This window comes from Flavobacterium sp. HSC-32F16 (assembly GCF_024171645.1).
Classification (GTDB): Bacteria; Bacteroidota; Bacteroidia; order Flavobacteriales; family Flavobacteriaceae; genus Flavobacterium.
Genome location: NZ_JALKAC010000005.1, coordinates 235,639 through 257,074 on the forward strand (window position 1 = coordinate 235,639; position 21,436 = coordinate 257,074).

A 21,436-nucleotide genomic window follows, 5' to 3' on the forward strand; every position below is an offset into this window, starting at 1 on the left:
TCAATTTGCACTCTCAAAAATTAGGCGTAAAAATCAAGGTTTTAAAAATATTTATATGGAAGAAAATACAACGACTTTAGACATTAGAGCGATAAATGAAAAAATTGAGAGAGAAAGTGCTTTTATAGACCTTCTTACAATGGAAATGAACAAAGTTATTGTGGGCCAGAAACATATGGTCGAGCGTCTGTTAATTGGTCTTTTGGGTCAGGGACATATTTTACTTGAAGGAGTTCCCGGTTTAGCAAAAACTTTGGCCATTAATACTTTGTCACAAGCGGTTCAGGGTTCTTTCAGCCGTATCCAGTTTACGCCGGACTTACTTCCTGCCGATGTTATCGGAACCATGATCTACAACATTAAAGCAAACGAATTCTCTATTAAAAAAGGGCCGATTTTTGCCAACTTCGTACTTGCCGATGAGATTAACCGTGCTCCGGCAAAGGTTCAGTCTGCACTTTTAGAGGCAATGCAGGAAAAACAAGTTACAATTGGTGATACCACTTTCAAACTAGATCGTCCGTTTTTAGTTTTAGCAACTCAAAACCCGGTTGAACAAGAAGGAACATACCAGCTTCCTGAAGCTCAGGTTGACCGTTTCATGTTGAAAACAGTAATTGATTATCCAAAAATTGATGAAGAACGTTTTGTAATTCGTCAAAACTTAAAAGGAAGCTACGAAAAAGTAAATCCTGTAGTTTCTGTAGAACAAATTTTACGTGCGCAAGAAGCGGTTCGTGAGGTTTATATGGATGAAAAAATCGAAAAATACATTCTGGATATCATTTTTGCTACACGTTATCCTGAAAAATACAAATTAGCCGACTTAAAACCACTTATCAGTTTTGGAGCATCTCCGCGTGGAAGTATCAACTTAGCAAACGCTGCTAAATGTTACGCTTTCATCAAACGTCGTGGTTATGTAATTCCAGAAGATGTTCGTGCTGTTGTGCATGATGTATTACGTCACAGAGTTGGAATCACTTATGAGGCTGAAGCCGAAAATATTACTTCTGTAGACATTATCAACAAAATCGTAAACGAGATTGAAGTACCTTAAAAGTTGATGGTTGATAGTTTTTTGTTGATGGTAATTATGCCATCCACCAACAACCACAAACCATAAACCAAACAAAAAATGGATACAAAAGAGCTTTTAAAAAAAGTACGGAAAATAGAAATCAAAACCAAAAGACTGAGCAATCATATCTTTTCGGGAGAATACCATTCTTCATTTAAAGGGCGCGGGATGACTTTCAGCGAGGTGCGCCAATACCAATATGGCGATGATATTCGTAACATCGATTGGAATGTAACCGCACGCTACAATGAAGCCCACGTAAAAGTTTTCGAAGAAGAAAGAGAATTAACCATGGTTTTAATGGTTGATATTTCGGGTTCTGAAGGTTTTGGCTCAAAAAGTCAGTTTAAAAAAGACATCGTAACAGAAATTGCTGCAACGATGGCTTTTTCGGCTACACAAAACAATGATAAGATTGGACTGATCTTATTTTCTGATAATGTCGAATTGTACATTCCGCCAAAAAAAGGCCGTTCACACGTTTTGAGAATCATTCGTGAATTAATCGAATTTGAACCAAAAAGTCAAAAAACAGATGTTGCTCAGGCTTTAAAATTCTTATCAGGAACTCAAAAAAAGAAAGCAATTGTTTTTATGATTTCAGATTTTATGTCTGAAGATTATGAGCAGACTTTAAAAATTGCTTCAAAAAAACATGACCTTACAGGCATTCGCGTGTACGATATTCGCGAAGAAAAAATCCCGAATTTAGGAATGGTAACGATGCTGGATGCCGAAACCGGAAAAACACAATTAGTCGATACGGGCTCAAAAACCGTGCGAATGAATTACGAAAAACATTATCAGGAAAGAGTAAATTATTTCAAAGATACATTTCGTAAATCTGGTGCAGGACTTGTTCATACCAGAGTCGACGAAAATTATGTAACCAAATTATTAGGTTATTTCAAATCAAGGTAAAGATTTTTGATATTTGATTAACGATTTTTGATTTATGATGGATATGATTTATGGTTAAAGGAAGAATTAAAAAATGACTAAACAAGAATTAGAAAACAGATTGATTGATTTTGCTGCAAGCATAATATTATTACATCACCTGCATTAAATTATGGCGAAGCGCAAAGTGCAGAAAGTAAAAAAGATTTTATCCATAAAATGGGAATTTGCCTGAAAGAATTAAGAGAAACATTTGTTTGCTTAAAAATAATAGAAAAAGCAAACCTTTCGACAGATTAGGAAAGTTTAATACGAGCAAAAACAGAGGCCAATCAATTAATCTCAATTTTTGTCTCAAGTATTAAACATCAAAAAAGAATTCATAAAAAAGAACAAAGATTAACATTTAAGTTTCGTGAAAAATCTGAAATCAAAAATCGTTAATCTTCAATCGTTAATCATAATGAAATTAAAGTTTTACATATTTTTATTTTTGCTTTCATCGGTTGTATTTGCTCAGCAAAAACAAGTTGAAACCAGCATTGATACCACAAAAAATAAAATTGGTGCCGAATTTAAGCTGACTCTTAAAACGGTTGTAAATGCTAATTCAAAAGTTGTTTTTCCAAAAGACAAAAGATTTGGAGCGCTGGAAGTCATTCAGTCTTATCCAGTGGATACCGTTAAAAAAGACGGCAATTATGAATTAATCAAAAAATATGGATTAACACAATTCGATTCAGGAAAATATGTAATTCCGAGTATAAAGATTCTTATTGATAAAAAACCGTATTTCTCAGATTCTATTCGTGTAGAAGTAGCCAATGTAAAAGTGGATACTTTACAGCAAAAAATGTATGACATTAAAGACATTACCGCAGCAGAAGATGGTATTGGCGACTGGTGGAAATACGTTTTGGCATTAGTTATAATTCTTGCAATTGGTGCTGGAATTTATTGGTATGTTAAAAAACATCAGAAAAAGAAAATCGAAGAGGAAGTTTATAAAACGCCAATTGAAAAAGCAACTAGTTTATTAAACAATTTGGAGCAGAAAGAATTGGTTCAAAAAGGAGAAATTAAAGAATATTATAGCGAACTAACAGATATTGCCCGTAATTATATTGAAGAAGCGATACATATTCCGGCAATGGAAAGTACAACTTCTGAATTAATCGAGGCAATAAGAACCGCTTCGACTAAAAAGAAAATGACTTTAACACCGGAAACGGTCGAGAATTTGGAGCGTGTTTTACGTCAGGCCGATTTAGTAAAATTCGCCAAATCGAAACCACTTGATTTTGAAATTACTGACGATAGAAATAAAATTCAGAAAGTAATTTTAACGCTTGATAATGCAATTCCAACAGAAGTTCCGGTTGAAGAAGAAGATCAATTATTAAACGAAGCTCAAAAGCAAAGACAAATTCAGCTTCAATTAAAGAAACAAAGAAACAAGCGCATTGCAATTGCAGTGGGTTCAGTTGTCTTTTTATTATTAGCAACAACAACTTTCTTCATTGCTACAAAAGGCTTTGCATACGTAAAAGACAATCTTATTGGTCATCCGTCTAAAGAATTATTAGAAGGAGAATGGGTAAAAAGTGAATACGGAAATCCAGGCGTAATTATTGAAACTCCAAAGGTTTTACAACGTACAGATGCCTTAAAAGCACTTCCAAAAGAAACAATGGCTTTAATTAAAGAAATGCAGCTTTTTGTATACGGAAGTATGATTGATAATTTTTATGTAGCCGTTTCAACTACTAAATTCAAAAACCCAACTGACATCGATTTATCAAAAGCTTTAGAGGGAAGTTTAAAAGTAATTGAACTTCAAGGAGGACAAAATATTATTGTAAAGCAAGAAGATTTCCAGACCAATCAAGGAATTCAGGGAGTAAAAGGCTACGGAACAATGAGTATTTTAAACCCAGCAACTAAAACAAGTACAAAAGCATATTATGAAATCCTGCTTTTTAAACAAGATCAGGGATTACAGCAAATTGTCATTTTACATGAAGAAGCCGATACATATGCTAACGATATTACAACCCGAATTTTAAATTCTGTTGAACTTAAAAAAGCAAGTAACTAATGAATAATAAGATCACTTTTTTAAATCCGGAATTCTTTTGGTTGTTTCTATTAATTCCTATCGCGATCGCTTGGTTTTTCTGGAAAAGAAACCAGCAGTCGGCTACATTAAAAATGAGTTCGACGGCAGGTTTTAAAAACAGCGAATCATTATTAACCAAATTAAAACCTTGTTTATATGTTTTTAGAATTATAGCTTTAAGTTCTTTAATCATAGCTTTAGCAAGACCAAGAACAGTCGACATCAGCAATCAGACTAAAACAACAAAAGGAATTGATATTGTAATGGCAATTGACGTTTCTGGAAGTATGCTGGCAAAAGATTTAAAGCCAAACCGTATGGAAGCTTTAAAAAGAGTAGCTGCAGATTTCGTTGAAGAAAGACCAAATGATAGAATTGGTTTAGTTTTATACGCTTCGGAGGCTTATACAAAAACGCCTGTTACAAGCGATAAACCTATTATTCTGGAAGCCATAAAAGGAATTAGATACGATACTGTTTTACAAGATGGAACAGGAATTGGAATGGGACTTGCAACGGCAGTAAACCGTTTAAAAGACAGTAAAGCAAAAAGCCGTGTTATCATTTTATTGACAGATGGTGTAAACAATGCTGGTTTTATTGAACCCGAAACTGCTGCAGATATTGCCAAACAATACGGAATTAAAGTCTACACAATTGGTCTGGGTACAAATGGAATGGCAGAATCTCCATACGCATACGCACCAAATGGAGGTTTCTTGTTTAAAATGCAGAAAGTTGAAATCGACGAAAGATTAATGAAAAGCATAGCTCAAAAAACAGACGGAACGTACTTTAGAGCAACAAGCAATGATAAATTAGCCGAAATATACAGCTCGATTAACAAATTAGAAACAACAGAAATACAAGAATTGAAATTCTACGATTATGACGAAAAATACAGACTTTTTGTTTTAATCGCCGCATTTTTACTATTGTTAGAAGTTGGTTTAAGAAATACAGTTTACAGAAGCTTCATTTAATTTTGGATTTAAAAAAATCTAAAATCTAAATTCAGAAATCTAAAATTTAAAATGGAATTAGACGAAAAAAAATATTTATATCTCTTACTATTACTCCCTATAGTGGTGTGTGTTTTCTTTTTCAATTTATATTGGAAAAGAAAAAAACAACGTGAATTTGGTGATATCGAAATGGTAAAAAAACTGAGTCCGGAAACATCTGTTTTCAAACCAGTATTAAAATTATCGATTTTGCTTTTGGCATTGGCTTGTCTGATTATCGGTTTGGTAAATCCAAAAATTGGAACTAAAATGGAAACAGTAAAACGTGAAGGTATTGATATCGTTTTTGCTGTTGACGTTTCTAAAAGTATGCTTGCCGAAGACGTGGCACCAAGTCGTTTAGACAAAAGTAAACAACTGGTTTCGCAAATTATCAATTCATTAGGAAATGACAGAATTGGAATCGTTGCTTATGCAGGAAGTGCTTTCCCGGTTTTGCCAATTACATCAGATTACAGTGTTGCCAAAATGTTCCTTCAAAGCATGAGTCCGGATATGGTATCTTCTCAAGGAACTTCTCTAGATGAAGCGATTAGATTATCAGCTACTTATTTTGATGAAAAAAGTAAAACAAGCAAACTTTTAATTTTAATTTCTGATGGAGAAGACCATTCTGAAGGCGCTTCTATTGCAGCTGAAGAAGCCAACAAAATTGGAATGAAAATCATTACTGTTGGTGTTGGAACTGAAAAAGGAGGAACTATTCCACTGAAAGAAAATGGTGTTGTAAAAAATTACCAGAAAGATCAAAACGGACAAACGGTTATAACAAAACTAAATCAGGAAGGTTTAAAAACTATTGCAAAAGCCACAAAAGGCGGTTATGTTTACGGCGGTAATACAAAAGAGGTTTTAGAGTATATTAAAAATGCTTTGAACAACATTCAGAAAACCGAATTTGAATCAACACAAATGGCCGATTTTCAATCGCAGTTTCAATGGTTTATAGGCTTTGGGTTGTTATTGTTATTTGTAGATATTTTTCTTTTAGAAAGAAAAACAAACTGGATTAAAGAGTTGAATTTATTCAACGAAAAGAAATAAAGATTCCGGTCAAAATCGGAACAAAAAATAAAAAAATTAGAATGAAAAATTTACTTCTTTATATTTTACTAACGCTTCCTTTTGCATCTTCTGCGCAGGAAAAAGACAAGACATTGCCTGATGCCAATGAAGAATATAAGCAGAATAAATTTACTGAAGCCGAGGCTAATTATAGAATTTCGGCATCAAAATTTTCAAAACGCGCTGCAGGATCTTATAATTTAGGGAACTCGATTTACAGGCAAAATCAACCTTCTGAAGCAAAATACGCTTATGCGAATGCGATCAAAAAAGCCAAAACAAGACCTGAAAAGCACAAAGCTTATCATAATCTTGGAAACGTTTTTATGAAAGAGAAAGATTATTCGCAGGCAGTTGAAGCTTACAAAGAAGCACTTCGTAACGATCCTAACGACGACGAAACCCGTTACAACTATGCGTATGCAAAACAAAAACTAAAAGAAAATCCTCCTAAAAACGATAACAAAGACAAAAATAAGGATAAGGACAAAGACAAGGATAAAAACAAAGATAAAGACAAGGACAAAAATAAGGATAAGGATAAAGACAAGGACAAGAAAGACGATAAAGGCGACAAGGACAAAGATAAAAAGGATGGCAAAAATGATCCTAAGAAAGATGATAAGTCTGATAACAAAGGAGAACCTAAACCCCAGCCTGGAGGAATTTCAAAAGAACGAGTTCAGAACTTGTTAGATGCCGTAAACAACGAAGAAAAGAAAATTCAAGATAAAGTAAACGCACAAAAAGTAAAAGGAAGTCCTAAAAAACCAGAGAAAGACTGGTAGGATTTTGAGTTAATCGTTTATTTGTTGATGTGTTTATTGGGCCAAACTGTAACAATTAAACAGTTAAACAAATAAACGATTAAACAATAAAAAAACAATTAAACAGTTAAACAAAAACTGATAAACATTTAATGAAAAGATATTTAATTCTATTACTACTCGCTTTTCAAGGGCTTATGGCTCAAGTTCAATTTGAAGCCAAAGTAAGCAAAAACACGCTTGGACTTAACGAAAGACTACGCATTGATTTCATTATGAATGTTGATGGAGATAATTTTGACCAGCCTGCATTTGAAGGTTTTAAACTTGTAGCCGGACCAAGCCAGCAAATCAGCCAGTCCTGGATTAACGGCCGAAGTTCTTTTCAAAAAGTTTACTCTTATATTTTACAACCTGAGAAAAAAGGAACTGTTATTATAAAACAAGCTGCCATAGAATATAACGGCCAGATTTATAAAACGTCTCCAATAAAAGTTACCGTTACCAATGCCGTTGCACAGGAACGAGATCCTAATGATTATAGACAACAAGGCGGTTCAGGAAACGAGTTATTACAATTAGTTGCAGAGGTTTCTAAAACAACTCCTTATGTAAATGAACCTATAACTGTCGTTTACAAACTGTATTTTAACGAAATTGGTGTTACCGGATTTAGAGAAATTGCTAAACCAAAATACAACGATTTTTGGAATCAGAATATTGATGTTAAGCAATTGGTAATGGAAGAAGGAACTTACCAAGGGCAAAGATGTCATTATGTTGTGTTGAAAAAAGCAATTTTATATCCCCAAAAATCAGGAAGATTAACTATCGAACCGTTTTCATTAGACATTGGGGTTCAATTACCAACAAATCGCCGCGATATGTTTGGCCAGATGATTATTGCTGAAGATAATAAAGTCGTAACAACAGGTGCCAGATCTATAAGCGTTCGGCCGCTTCCTGAAGCTGGTAAACCGGAAGGATTTACTGGAGCAGTTGGTAAATTTAATTTTACAGTTACGCCATCCAGAACAACTTTAAAAAGTGGTGAAGGTCTGGATTTAATTGTAAGCGCATCCGGAACAGGAAACATGAAATTGTTTACCCTGCCAAAACCTGTTGTACCTAATGCTTTAGAAATTTATGATCCGGTTCACGATGAAAAAGTAACCACTTCATTGTCTGGAATGTCTGGAAAAATTACTGACAAATACACTATTATTCCGCAGTATAAAGGAAAATATGCGATCAAACCAATGACTTTCTCTTATTTCGATTTGAGTTCGGGTTCATATAAAACAATAAATTCTCCTGAAATCATGGTGGATGTTTTAGACGGACCAACTTTGGCGGAAGCAAACCCTTCTACAGCATCTAAAAACGTAATTACAAAAACGGAACAATTTAAATATATTAAATCAAAAACAACTTTAGTTAATATTGCTAAAGATGATTTTTATGGTTCCGATTTGTATTATGCCTTATTATTTTTCCCATTTGCTATTATTCCGATTATCATTTTAGCTAAGAAGAAAAAAGAAGCAATTGACAGTGATGTTACTGGAAACAGAATCAGAATGAATAATAAACTTGCGAAAAAATATTTATCGCAGGCCAAAAAACAACTTAACAACAAGGAAGCGTTTTATATCGCTCTGGAAAAAGCAATGCACAATTTCCTAAAAGCAAAACTGCATATTGAGACTTCAGAAATGAGTAAAGACAATATTCAGGAATTGCTTTTATCTAGAAATGCAAATCCGGAAACGGTTCGAAATTTCATTAATTTGACTGAGAACTGTGAATTTGCGCGTTATGCACCAGCATCAAGTGCTTCGATTCAACAGGATTATGATAAAGCGGTTTTAATTATTTCAGAATTAGAAAAGCAAATCGTTTAGTTTTAACTTAAAAATCAAACGCGACAGCCCCGAAGTCCCGGGATAAATAACTGTCGGGTTTAACAAGACACTAATGAAAAATATATTATATCTCTTTTTATTAATCTCGCAGGTTTTCTTTGCTCAAAGCAGCTTTGAAAAAGGAAATGCTTTGTACCAAAAGGGACAATATCAGGAAGCTGTTCAGGTTTATGAAGATATTATTAAAGAAAACAAACAGCAATCGGCAGAGTTGTATTTCAATCTGGCAAATAGTTATTACAAACTAAATAAGGTTGCTCCTTCTATCTATAATTATGAAAAAGCATTGGTATTACAGCCAAATGATCCTGAGACTTTAAACAACCTGAAATTTGCCAAAAAACTAACAATCGACGAGATTAAAGAAGTTCCAAAAGTAGGTTTTGCAAAATTGATTCAAAATTTTACAGGTATTTTTGATTACAATCAATGGGCAAAAATTTCTGCTGCCATTGCCTTTCTATTTTTGTTGAGTTTTATTGGGTATTATTTTTCTCAGCTTACCCTTACCAAAAGAATCTATTTCATCGGAATGTTTATCTTTTTGGTTGCTTTAGTATTAAGCGTTTCAGCCGGAATGTCTGAAAAAAATCATTTTGACAATGATCGTCCGGCGATTGTTTTTTCAGAACTGAGCGAAGTAAGAAGCGAACCGCAAAAAGCCGGTGCTGCTATATTTTTACTTCATGAAGGAGCAAAAGTGTATGTAATGCAAACTGTTGGAAAATGGAAAAAAATTGAATTAACAGACGGGACTGAAGGCTGGATTGATGCTTCGACGATTAAAGAAGTAAAATAGGGCTTTTAAAAAATCAAATAAAATCCTAAATTCCAATATAAAAATTGGAGTTTGGGATTTTCTATATTTGAAATTTAACTTATCAAAATTCTAAACCGACAAACGTTGCGTACACACACTGCTGTTCGCCTCTACGATTTTGATTGTGAAAGATATATTGGAAAATTTATTGAAAATTGTAAACCTTCTCGGGCGTAACGCAATAATTCAATTTTATGTCAGATTCAAAAACGTCATCTATCTGATCAACCGATTCGAAGAACGAAAGACCAATTTTTATAGTTTCCGGTTTACAGCCGGCTAGAAATTTATCGTAAAAACCTTTTCCATAACCAATACGGTTTCCAAAAATATCAAAAGCTAAAAGCGGTACAAAAACAACCTCAATATTTTGAGTTGGAACGGAAAGTCCATTTACCGGTTCGGGAATGTTATATTCATTTTTTTTGATTTTAGTATTATCCGTCAATAAAAAATGAGTCATCTCTCTAGTTTCAAAATCACTTTTTGAGACCACTATTTCTTTATCTTTTCCCGAAAGTAAATGAAGGATAAACTCCGTATCTACTTCTTTCAATTCAACTATTGGAAGAAAAACATGATAATAGGTTTTATCCCAAATTGGCATCTGAATTAAATTATTGGCTATAGCCAGGCTTTTTTCTTCAATATCACTTTCAGAAAGTGCTGCCCGAAGATTTTTATAATTAAGGCGTAATTCTTTTTTACTCGTCGGCATTTACAGGAGAATTTTTAGAGATATGATAAATAGCATCGCCTTCATACACAATAGGCGAATGATTGGCATTAATAACATATCCGTCGTGCGGTGCTTTTACTTTCTGCTCAAACTTTCCAAACGGATCTGTAATTATGGCTAAGATAGTTCCTTTGGTTACAAATTTTCCAACCATATTATAATCATGCAGCAAACCAGAACATTTGGCGCGCATCCAAACCGAATATTTTATATAAATAGAAGATTCTAAAGCAGGTTCAACAATATGTTTTGGATCCAGCATATTCAAATAATCCAATAATCGCTTCACTCCTTTCACTCCTTCATTAGCCACAGCATCATTTATATCAAGCGACTTTCCGCCTTCAAAAAGCAGCATTTTTACATTCGCTTTTTCGCAGGTGTTTCTAAAAGAACCGCCAATATTTCTGGAATATAAAGTAAACGGGGCACTAAAAATATCAGCCAATAATTTCAGTTCCATATTATTTTCGGTAATTCGAATCTGCGGCACGTTAAAACGGCTGGCGCCTCCGGCATGAAAATCGACAGCATAATCTATAATTGGTAAAATCTGCTCTACAATATGATAAGCAAATCTGCTTGCCAAAGAACCTTTTTTACTTCCCGGAAAAACCCGATTTAAGTCCCGACCGTCAGGAAACTCGCGAGATTTATTCACAAAACCATACATATTGATAATCGGAATACAGATAATAGTTCCTCTTTCGGGGCGGTTTATTTTTTTACTTATGATTTGTCGAACAACTTCTACACCATTAATTTCGTCGCCGTGAATTCCTGCCGAAAATAAAACAACCGGACCTTCAAGCTTTGAGCGACGGACAATTACAGGAATATTCAGTTTTGTTGTGGTATGTAATCGCGCTATTTCGACGTTTATGGTTTTATGTTCTCCCGGCAAAATCGATTCGCCAAAAATAACAAGGGGCTTACTATTTCTCATGTAGAATTATAAAATCTAAATATAGAAATTATTCTTTTGATTTCGTAAATTTGAAACTAAATCACTGTTAAGCTTTTTTCCAGAAATCGGAATGGTTTTTGAAAGCGCTTAACTCCTATCTTCAGAAATAAAACAGAATGTCAAAACCGTCCTTAGATCTTCAAATTCTCACCTTGCCGGATAATCCCGGCGTGTATCAATATTATGATAAAGACGGAAAAATTCTATATGTAGGCAAGGCTAAAAATTTAAAAAAAAGAGTTTCCTCCTATTTCAATAAAATTCACGATACAGCCAAAACAAATGTTTTGGTTCGAAAAATTGTGACTATAAAACACATTGTGGTTCCCACAGAAACCGATGCGCTTTTATTAGAAAACAATTTAATCAAATCTTTACAGCCAAGATATAACGTTTTGCTGCGTGATGATAAAAGTTACCCATGGATCTGCATTAAAAAAGAACCTTTTTCGAGAATATTTTTAACCCGAAGAATGGTAAAAGACGGATCTGAATATTTTGGTCCGTACACTAATTTCAAGATGGTTTATACCATTTTGGATTTAATTAAAGAATTGTATCCGTTAAGAACCTGCAATTACGATTTAAGTAAATCTAATATTGATTCGGGCAAATTCAAAGTTTGTCTGGAATATCATATTGGCAACTGCAAAGGTCCTTGTGAAGGTTTAGAACCTCTCGAAGAATATCAAAGACAAGTCAATGCAATTCGCGAAATTCTTAAAGGAAATTTCAAAGAAAGTTTAAAGGATTTTAAAAAACTGATGAACAATTATGCGCAGAATTTACAATTTGAAGAAGCGCAGAAAATCAAAGAAAAAATAGAAGTTCTCGAAAATTACCAGTCAAGATCGACAATTGTAAATCCGAAAATTACCAATATCGACGTATTTTCGATTGTATCTGACGAAAGTGCTGCTTATGTCAACTTTTTACAAATTTCTCATGGCTCAATTATTCGTTCGCACACTTTAGAAATGAAGAAAAAACTGGACGAAAGCGACGAAGAACTATTAGAACTCGCGATTATCGAACTTCGGGAACGTTTCCAATTAATGTCAAAAGAAATAATTGTTCCGTTTGATATTGATTTGGGCGAAAACATTAAAACAACCGTTCCTCAGCTTGGCGATAAAAAACAGATTCTGGATTTATCGATTCGAAATGCAAAATTCTACCGAATTGAACAATTGAAACAATTGCAAATTATAGATCCAGATCGTCACGTTAATAGAATTATGGCGCAGATGCAGAAAGATTTACGTCTTCCGTCTGAGCCTCGTCATATAGAATGTTTTGATAACTCAAATATTCAGGGAACAAATCCTGTTGCGGCCTGCGTAGTTTTTAAAGATGGAAAAGCGAGCAAAAAAGATTACCGGCATTTTAATGTAAAAACCGTTGAAGGCCCTGATGATTTTGCTTCGATGACTGAGATTGTATACCGCCGTTACAAAAGATTATTAGATGAAAACCAACCTTTACCGCAATTAATTATTATTGACGGAGGAAAAGGACAATTATCTGCTGCTTTAAAAAGCATCGACGAATTAGGTCTTCGAGGAAAAGTAGCCATTATTGGAATCGCAAAACGTCTCGAAGAACTTTTTTATCCAGGCGATTCTATTCCGCTTTATTTAGATAAAAAATCAGAAACCTTAAAAGTAATTCAGCAGTTACGAAACGAAGCGCATAGATTTGGAATCACCTTTCACCGTGACAAACGAAGCAAGGCCGCGCTTAATTCATCGGTAGAAAGTATTCCGGGAATCGGCGAAAAAACTATGCTGACATTAATACAACATTTCAAAAGTGTTAAAAGATTGAAATTAGCGACAGAAAAAGATATATCTGCCGTTGTAGGAGCATCAAAAGCCAAAAAAATTGTCGAATTTTATCATCCAAAAGAAAATTAATTCGTTTTGAAAAAATACTTTTTACATATTAGCTTACTTTTCTTTTTTTGTATTTCTTATAGTCAAAACGATATTTCTTTTGTACAAAAAGACAAAAGCAAAATTGAAATTAGCTTTAAAAATAAGATTGGAAATAGCGATGATGAATATGAGCAAGCAGTCGAAATAAAAAATACACAAACCGGAAAAACTCAAATTATAAATAAAATTGGAGTTTCGATTACAGGAAAACCTTCACGTTTAGAAATAAACGATTATAATTTTGATGGCTATACCGATTTTGCTAGTTTTCGTACAGATGACGGAATGGGAGTTTACACGATTTATGAGATTTTTATTTTTAATCCAAAAACTAAAACTTTTGAAAGTTTAAAATTTCCAACCAATTTTAATCCTAAATGTGATATGTTTTGCGATGTGAAAGTTGATAAAATAAAAAAGACACTTACATCAAGCTGCAGAGGCGGAGCGAGAAATCATTCGGATGTTTGGAAATACGATAAAAACAAAAAATTAATACTTTCAAAAACACAATCATATTAAGATAAATCTAATGTAAAGCCAAAAAAATTACCGACTTTTACAAAACCAATCACTTATTTTTTATGCGCCTCAACAAGCTGTTAATTTCAAAAACTCAGTCAATACGATTTTCTCCCGTTCCGAGAGTTATCGGAACCATTTGGGGTGCGGCATTGTTGTTTTTTACATTTATATTTCTTCCTGAAAATTCCTTTTCGCAAGAGGTAAAAAAAGACAGCATAAAAAGACCCAAAATTGGTTTGGTTTTAAGTGGCGGCGGAGCCAAAGGTTTTGCCCATATTGGAGTTTTAAAAGTTCTCGAAGAAGCCGGAATTAAAATCGATTATATTGGAGGAACCAGTATGGGATCTGTCATTGGTGGATTATATGCTTCTGGTTACAACGCTTCTCAAATCGATTCTATTTTCAAAAAAACCAATTTCGACGATTTGATAAACGATTATATTCCGCGTTCATCAAAAAATTTTTACGGCAAAAAAAATGATGAATTATATGCCATTGTTTTACCATTTAGTAAATTCAGAGTCGGCATTCCTGAAGCACTTTCAAAAGGAATGTACAATTACAATTTACTAAGCAGCTTAACGAGAAACGTTCGTCATGTTCGTGATTTCAATAAATTACCAACTCCGTTTTTATGTATCGGAACTAATATTGAAACCGGTGAAGAAGTTTTACTTAACAAAGGTAATCTCGTTCAGGCCATGATGGCAAGTGCCGCTTTTCCATCTTTATTTACTCCGGTAGAAATTGATGGAAATTTATTAGTCGACGGTGGTGTTGTAAATAATTATCCCATAAAAGAAGTTCGTAATCTTGGTGCAGACATCATTATTGGCGTTGACGTTCAGGATGATTTAATGAAACGAAAAAATCTGAAAAACGCTACCAGAATCTTAGTTCAGATTACCAATCTGCAATCTATTGATAAAATGAAAAACAAAATAAAAGATACGGATGTTTACATAAAACCGGACATTCGTGATTATGGCGTAATTTCATTTGACAAAGGCGAAGAAATCATTCGAAAAGGTGAAGAAGCCGCTTTTGCTGTTTACGAAAAAATCAAATCATTGGTAAATGAAGACAACTTCTACAAGAAACCAAAATTAAAAGTCGCTTCAGACACACTTGAAATTGAAAAAATAAACTCCGATTTATTAGATAATTATACAAGAGAATACATTCGCGGAAAACTTCGCTTTAAACCCGGAAGTACGATTACGTATGATGATCTAAAAACCGGAATTAACAATTTAAATGCAACGCAAAACTTCAGCACTATTTCATATTGTCTTCAGCCAGACGGCGACAAAGATGATTTGGATCTGGTCTTAAAGGAAAATCCTACACAGACTTTTTTAAAACTTGGACTTCATTATGACGGACTTTATAAAAGTGCTGTTTTATTGAATCTTACGCACAAAAAGACATTTTTAAAAAATGACGTGACTTCGCTGGACATTATTTTAGGAGATAATTTTAGATATGATTTAAATTATTATGTCGAAAATGGTTTTAATATCAGTTTTGGTTTCCGTTCCAGATTAAATCAGTTTAACAGAAATGTTACAACAAGTTTGAGCGGTTTACTTTCTGAAAATCAGAATTTAAATTTGATCAATGTCGATTTTATGGACTTGAACAATCAGGCTTATTTTCAAACTATTTTTGTACAAAAGTTTCTTATGGGCGGTGGTTTAGAATATAAATACCTGAAAATAAATTCACCAACACTTTCCAATGCCGAAAATATTATTGATAAAAGTAATTATTTCAGTGCTTTTGCTTATTTAAAGTATGACTCGTTTGACGATAAATATTACCCAAGTTCAGGATTATATTTTTCTACCGATTTACAGACTTACATGGCATCTTCTGACTATACGCACAAATTCAAACCTTTCTCAATTGCAAAGGCAGAAATTTCGTTTGTTCGAACATTATTTAACAAAGCGACGATCAAAATTGGAGCTGATGCCGGATTTAATATCGGCAGCGACAGTGTTCCTTATTTCGATTTTATATTTGGAGGTTATGGTTATAACAAAATCAATAACTTTAATTATTTCTACGGTTATGATTTTTTAAGTATTGCCGGAAATAGTTTTATAAAATCTGATATTACTTTAGATTATGAAATTTTAAAAAAGAACCACATTAATATTTCGGCCAATTTCGCCAACCTGGGTGATGATATTTTTAGTTCAGTCGACTGGGTTTCAATGCCTAAATATTCTGGTTATGCGTTAGGTTACGGATTAGAAACCATAATTGGCCCTATTGAAATTAAACAATCGTGGTCGCCGGAAACATCCAAAAGCTTTACGTGGTTTAGCATAGGTTTTATGTTTTAAACTGGCTTTTTGCAAATATTTTATGTTATAAATAATATAATATGTAATTTTGATCAATAAAAATTACGACATTTGTCATAATGAAAACAAATTGGACAGGTTTATTAGAGTATCTTCAATTTCTCATTAAGAGAAATCCGGAATAATGCTTCTATCGAATTGAGATAATTAGTCGATTGAAAAATTGAACTGGTTATCTATTCTTCAATTCAAATTTTCGAATTATCTAATTTACAAATTATCTAATTGAAAAAGCCATGCCACTATATCATAAACTTGGGGACTTCCCTCAAAAAAGACACACCCAATTCGAAAAACCAAACGGCGGATTTTATTACGAGCAGCTGTTTGGAACAGAAGGTTTTCATGGGCATTCGTCTCTATCGTATCATGTTCACAGACCAACACAGGTTAAAGAAATTTTAAACTCATATTCGGTTGAACCCAAAATTGCAATCGGAAAAAATATAAAATCACTTCTATTTAAAGGTTTCGAATTGAAACCCGAAAATGATTTTCTTGACAGCCGAAAAGCTATGTTAGTCAACAAAGACTGTATCATTGGTCTGGCTGCGCCAAAAGAATCGCTTCGAAATTATTTCTACAAAAATGCCGATGCCGATGAAATGCTTTTCATCCACAGAGGAAAAGGAAAATTAAGAACCATGTTAGGGAATATTCCTTTTGAATATGGCGATTACTTAATTATTCCAAGAGGTATTATTTACCAAATAGAATTCGAAACAGAAGATAACCGCCTATTTTATGTAGAATCTTATTCTCCATTTTATACTCCAAAACGATATAAAAACCAATCTGGCCAGCATTTAGAACATTCTCCATTTTGCGAGCGTGATTTTATTTTGCCAAATGAATTGGAAACACACGATGAAAAAGGTGATTTTTTAATTAAAATCAAAAAAGAAGGCATGATTCACGAAGTGGTTTATGCAACACATCCTTTTGACGTTGTGGGCTGGGACGGATATAATTTCCCATACGGATTTTCAATTCACAATTTTGAACCTATAACAGGACGCGTTCACCAACCGCCTCCGGTACACCAAACTTTTGAAACGGCCACTTTTGTCGTTTGTTCATTCTGCCCAAGACTTTACGATTATCATCCGAAAGCAATTCCGGCGCCATACAATCACAGCAATATCGATTCTGATGAAGTGCTGTATTATGTAGATGGCGATTTTATGAGTCGTAATAATATTGAGCAGGGTCATATCACTTTACACCCAAAAGGGATTCCACACGGACCAGCGCCAGGCGCAATGGAACGCAGTATTGGTCATAAAGAAACTCAGGAATTAGCCGTAATGGTTGATACTTTCAGACCGCTTATGGTTACGGAAGAAGCAATGGGATTAGATGATGGTCAGTACTATAAATCCTGGACGGAATAATTAGTCAATGTGCCAATTTGATAATTAGATAATTTCTTTAATTAGAAAATGTGATAATTCGAAAATGAGAAAATTCAAACAAGCAATTTGTAATTTTAAACCTACAAAGTAAAATTATCTAATTATCACACTTTCTAATTATCAAATTAAACAAAATGACTTTCAACGAGAAGTATAAAGACAATGCTCTTTTAATAAAAACATTCAATTTTGCATTAAATATAATTGACTACACAACCGAACTTCAAGATCAAAAGAAATTCGTAATTGCAAATCAGTTATTAAAAAGTGGAACATCAATTGGAGCTAATTCAAAAGAGTCACAAAATGCAGAAAGTAAAGCAGATTTTATTCATAAATTAAAAATTGCAATTAAAGAGGCAGATGAAACGGAATATTGGTTGTTTATATGTGACGCTCACAAAGCCTATCCAGATTGTAAATACTTATTAAATGAATTATCGGAAATTTTAAAAATTTTAAATAAAATAATATCAACATCAAAAATGAAATAATGAAATAATTTGTCAATGTGCCAATTAGATAATTTTTATCGGAACGCACATTATCTAATTTTCTAATTAACTCATTTTCTAATTAAAAATATCATGTCAAAAGAAGTAAAATCAGTAGAATACGGATTAGAAAAAATCTTTGAAGGAGCACAAGATTTCCTTCCATTATTAGGAACAGATTATGTAGAATTTTATGTAGGGAATGCAAAACAATCTGCACATTATTATAAAACTGCTTTCGGATATCAGTCATTGGCTTATGCAGGATTAGAAACCGGAGTAAAAGACAAAGCGTCTTATGTTCTGAAACAAGACAAAATCAGAATTGTTTTGACAACGCCTTTAACGGCAGATTCTCCAATAAATGAACATTTAAAAAAACATGGTGATGGAGTAAAAGTTGCGGCACTTTGGGTTGAAGATGCCACAAAATCTTACGAAGAAACCATAAAACGCGGCGCACGTTCTTTCATGGAACCAACGGTTGAAGAAGATGAATTTGGCCAAGTTATTCGTTCTGGAATTTATACGTACGGAGAAACGGTTCACATTTTTGTAGAAAGAAAAAACTACAATGGTATTTTCCTTCCTGGTTACAAAGAATGGAAATCAGATTACAATCCGGAACCAACGGGATTAAAATATATTGATCACATGGTTGGAAACGTAGGCTGGAATGAAATGAATACATGGGTAAAATTTTACGAAGATGTAATGGGATTTGTAAATTTCCTTTCTTTTGATGACAAACAAATTACTACAGAATATTCTGCATTGATGAGTAAAGTGATGTCAAATGGCAACGGAAGAATTAAATTCCCTATCAACGAACCAGCCGAAGGAAAGAAAAAATCGCAGATTGAAGAATATTTGGATTTCTACAGCGGGCCTGGAATTCAGCATATCGCCATTGCTACAGATGATATTATTAAAACAGTATCGCAGCTAAGAGCACGCGGTGTTGAATTTTTATCTGCTCTTCCTCATACCTATTACCAGGCAATTCCTGAAAGATTGGGGGTACATATGGATATGATGAAGGAAGACATTAATGAAATTGAGAAATTAGCTATCATGGTTGATGCCGATGAAGATGGTTACCTTTTACAAATATTTACGAAGCCAGTTCAGGACCGACCTACCCTTTTCTTCGAAATTATTCAACGAATGGGTGCAAAAGGGTTTGGCGCAGGAAACTTTAAAGCTCTTTTTGAGTCAATTGAGAGAGAACAAGAATTGAGAGGAACTTTGTAAAAATGCATTATTTTTACATTATGCAGAAAAAATCTCTGTAAAATGATGATTTTTATGCAAATGTTATGTTAAACTTACTATTTGCTATTTTTTTTAAAGACTTTGTATCTATCTTTGCACTCGCAAATCAAGAAGGGGTGGTTTCCTTCTGAATTGATATAAATTTCATAATTTATAGTTTTTTGGTTAGTTAATAGCATAAAAACTCAGTCTTCTTGACTGAGTTTTTTTGTTTTAGTACATTTGGAATAGAATTTGCATTTATTTATCTTTATAATGAAATGTAAAAATTGTACTATGAAAAAGTTCATCCTCACTATATTAATTCTCTCCACATTAAGTTTTGACACTCAAAAAGAAGACGCTTTTGCAACAGGAGAATATTTCAAATTTAGAATTCATTACGGAATTGTAAATGCCGGCTATGCCACACTGGAAATTAAAGACGCCACGATAAACAACAAAAAAGTGCATCATGCTGTTGGTAAAGGATATACCACCGGAATGTCAAAATTTTTCTTTAAGGTCGAAGACCTTTACGAAAGCTATTTTGACAAAGAAAATGGTAATCCGTACAGATTCGTCAGAAAAATTAACGAAGGCGGTTATACCAAAAATCAGGAAGGTTTTTTTAACCAAAATGAAAACAGGGTTTTAGTAAAAGATTATAAAAGAAAAACCGAAAAAACGATTGTTGTCACTGATAATGTTCAGGATATTATCTCCTCTTTTTACTACCTGAGAAATCATCCTAATATTGACAAACTGAAATCTGGCGATGCAATTACGATTGATATGTTTTTTGATGAAGAAATCACAAAATTTAAGTTAAAATATATAGGTCGTCAAGATATTACGACTAAATTTGGAACTGTTTCTACAATGGTCTTCAAACCATTAGTGCAAACAGGAAGAGTTTTTAAAGAAAAAGAAAGCGTAACGCTTTGGATAACAGACGACGACAACAAAGTTCCGGTTAGAATTAAAGCAGATCTTGCTGTTGGATCTCTAAAAGCAGATCTCGATGAATATAAAGGATTGAAAAGTCCGCTTAAAGTTAAAAAGAAATGAACCTAACTGATAATTCAGAATCAATTTTAAAAGAAATTGATCTTAAATTTCAAGCCATAAACCAAAAAACTGATGTTCAGTTAGAAGGATTACTTTGGTCTAAACCAATCACTTACTGGGATTACATCCAAACAGACGCTCTTCTGAATTTACAGATACAACGCACCACACTTCCTGACGAAATGGTTTTCATCATGTATCATCAGGTAAACGAATTAATCTTTAAAATGATTTTGTGGGAAATTGATCAAATCGCCGATGAACAAAATATTCAGGTTGCTTTTTTCAGCGAAAGACTTTCAAGAATTACGCGCTATTTTGATATGCTTACTAATTCGTTCAGTATTATGGAAAGCGGAATGGAAGTAGATCAATACATGAAGTTTAGAAATACACTTACTCCCGCAAGCGGATTTCAGAGTGCACAATATAGAATGATCGAATTTGCTTCTACCGATGTTATCAATTTAACCGATCGCAGATACAAAGCAAATTTCGACGAAAATACAGATCTTGAAACAAGTTTCGAACATTTATATTGGCAGGCAGCAGGAAAAGATTATCACACCGGCGAAAAATCGTACTTACTTAACGAGTTTGAAAAAAAATATAAAGATCAGTTTTTAAGACAAATCACTACTTTCAAAACAAGGAACATTTGGCAGAAATTTACTCAGTTACCAATTGAAGATCAGCAGAATCCCGAATTGATCAAAGCAATGCGTCATTACGACCATACAGTAAATATTACCTGGGTTATGCAGCATTTAAACACTGCCAGAAAATATATTTTAGAAAGTGGAAAAGGCAACGGCGAAGCGACCGGAGGAAGTGACTGGCAAAAATATATGCATCCAAAATACCAAAGACGCATCTTTTTTCCTAAATTGTGGACCGAAGAAGAATTGTCCAATTGGGGAAATGAAAATCCACTATAGTTTCCTCCAAAAAAATTAA

Annotated in this window: 19 protein-coding genes; 17 read left to right on the forward strand and 2 right to left on the reverse strand. The window is 33.5% G+C overall.

Annotation, left to right across the window (positions count from 1 at the left end):
• The first annotated feature begins 55 nt into the window (after nt 1-55).
• From L1276_RS16155 to L1276_RS16195, 9 genes are all read left to right on the forward strand, one after another.
• The gene (locus L1276_RS16155; RefSeq protein WP_017497457.1) at nt 56-1,060 is read left to right on the forward strand and encodes a MoxR family ATPase; all 1,005 of its coding nucleotides are present in this window, start codon (nt 56-58) and stop codon (nt 1,058-1,060) included.
• 78 nt (nt 1,061-1,138) lie between these two features.
• Nucleotides 1,139-2,002, forward strand: a complete 864-nt coding sequence (locus tag L1276_RS16160; protein WP_253789518.1) for a DUF58 domain-containing protein — start codon at nt 1,139-1,141, stop codon at nt 2,000-2,002.
• A gap of 189 nt (nt 2,003-2,191) precedes the next feature.
• Nucleotides 2,192-2,281: a hypothetical protein gene (locus L1276_RS16165; protein WP_253789701.1), complete on the forward strand. Its 90-nt coding sequence runs from the start codon at nt 2,192-2,194 to the stop codon at nt 2,279-2,281.
• Nucleotides 2,282-2,444: 163 nt separating this feature from the next.
• Nucleotides 2,445-4,079 carry a BatD family protein gene (locus L1276_RS16170; protein WP_253789520.1) on the forward strand — a complete coding sequence of 545 codons (1,635 nt, stop codon included), beginning with the start codon at nt 2,445-2,447 and terminating at the stop codon, nt 4,077-4,079.
• A complete protein-coding gene (locus L1276_RS16175) occupies nt 4,079-5,083 on the forward strand; it encodes a VWA domain-containing protein (RefSeq protein ID WP_253789523.1) in 1,005 nt (334 codons plus the stop codon). Before L1276_RS16170 ends, L1276_RS16175 begins: the two co-directional genes overlap by 1 nt.
• A 51-nt stretch (nt 5,084-5,134) precedes the next feature.
• Nucleotides 5,135-6,169: a VWA domain-containing protein gene (locus tag L1276_RS16180; protein WP_253789524.1), complete on the forward strand. Its 1,035-nt coding sequence runs from the start codon at nt 5,135-5,137 to the stop codon at nt 6,167-6,169.
• Between the two features lie 41 nt (nt 6,170-6,210).
• Nucleotides 6,211-6,978, forward strand: a complete 768-nt coding sequence (locus L1276_RS16185) for a tetratricopeptide repeat protein (protein ID WP_253789525.1) — start codon at nt 6,211-6,213, stop codon at nt 6,976-6,978.
• Between the two features lie 131 nt (nt 6,979-7,109).
• On the forward strand, nt 7,110-8,861 hold the full coding sequence (locus L1276_RS16190; protein ID WP_253789526.1) for a BatD family protein: 1,752 nt from the start codon (nt 7,110-7,112) through the stop codon (nt 8,859-8,861).
• A gap of 73 nt (nt 8,862-8,934) precedes the next feature.
• Entirely contained in the window at nt 8,935-9,681 is a 747-nt protein-coding gene (locus L1276_RS16195; RefSeq protein WP_253789527.1) for a tetratricopeptide repeat protein, read from the forward strand.
• 166 nt (nt 9,682-9,847) lie between these two features.
• Here the strand turns inward: L1276_RS16195 and L1276_RS16200 are convergent, their stop codons facing one another.
• Complete coding sequence (locus L1276_RS16200; RefSeq protein ID WP_253789528.1) at nt 9,848-10,420, reverse strand: 5-formyltetrahydrofolate cyclo-ligase; 573 nt, start codon at nt 10,418-10,420, stop codon at nt 9,848-9,850.
• Nucleotides 10,407-11,387: a succinylglutamate desuccinylase/aspartoacylase family protein gene (locus L1276_RS16205; protein ID WP_253789529.1), complete on the reverse strand. Its 981-nt coding sequence runs from the start codon at nt 11,385-11,387 to the stop codon at nt 10,407-10,409. The genes L1276_RS16200 and L1276_RS16205 overlap by 14 nt, the downstream gene beginning before the upstream one ends.
• Nucleotides 11,388-11,524: 137 nt before the next feature.
• Between L1276_RS16205 and uvrC the strand changes: the two genes are divergently transcribed.
• From uvrC to L1276_RS16245, 8 genes are all read left to right on the forward strand, one after another.
• The gene (gene uvrC / locus L1276_RS16210) at nt 11,525-13,324 is read left to right on the forward strand and encodes an excinuclease ABC subunit UvrC (RefSeq protein WP_253789530.1); all 1,800 of its coding nucleotides are present in this window, start codon (nt 11,525-11,527) and stop codon (nt 13,322-13,324) included.
• A 6-nt stretch (nt 13,325-13,330) separates the two neighbouring features.
• Entirely contained in the window at nt 13,331-13,867 is a 537-nt protein-coding gene (locus L1276_RS16215; protein WP_253789532.1) for a hypothetical protein, read from the forward strand.
• A 62-nt stretch (nt 13,868-13,929) separates the two neighbouring features.
• Nucleotides 13,930-16,224 (forward strand): patatin-like phospholipase family protein, encoded by a 2,295-nt coding sequence (locus L1276_RS16220; protein ID WP_253789534.1) that lies wholly within the window; start codon nt 13,930-13,932, stop codon nt 16,222-16,224.
• A 257-nt stretch (nt 16,225-16,481) separates the two neighbouring features.
• Nucleotides 16,482-17,639 carry a homogentisate 1,2-dioxygenase gene (locus tag L1276_RS16225; protein ID WP_253789537.1) on the forward strand — a complete coding sequence of 386 codons (1,158 nt, stop codon included), beginning with the start codon at nt 16,482-16,484 and terminating at the stop codon, nt 17,637-17,639.
• Nucleotides 17,640-17,794: 155 nt separating this feature from the next.
• Nucleotides 17,795-18,154 (forward strand): four helix bundle protein, encoded by a 360-nt coding sequence (locus tag L1276_RS16230; RefSeq protein ID WP_253789538.1) that lies wholly within the window; start codon nt 17,795-17,797, stop codon nt 18,152-18,154.
• A gap of 93 nt (nt 18,155-18,247) precedes the next feature.
• Complete coding sequence (hppD, locus tag L1276_RS16235) at nt 18,248-19,408, forward strand: 4-hydroxyphenylpyruvate dioxygenase (protein ID WP_253789540.1); 1,161 nt, start codon at nt 18,248-18,250, stop codon at nt 19,406-19,408.
• Nucleotides 19,409-19,705: 297 nt separating this feature from the next.
• Entirely contained in the window at nt 19,706-20,479 is a 774-nt protein-coding gene (locus L1276_RS16240; RefSeq protein WP_253789542.1) for a DUF3108 domain-containing protein, read from the forward strand.
• Entirely contained in the window at nt 20,476-21,417 is a 942-nt protein-coding gene (locus L1276_RS16245) for a tryptophan 2,3-dioxygenase family protein (protein WP_253789544.1), read from the forward strand. Before L1276_RS16240 ends, L1276_RS16245 begins: the two co-directional genes overlap by 4 nt.
• Nucleotides 21,418-21,436 lie beyond the last annotated feature (19 nt).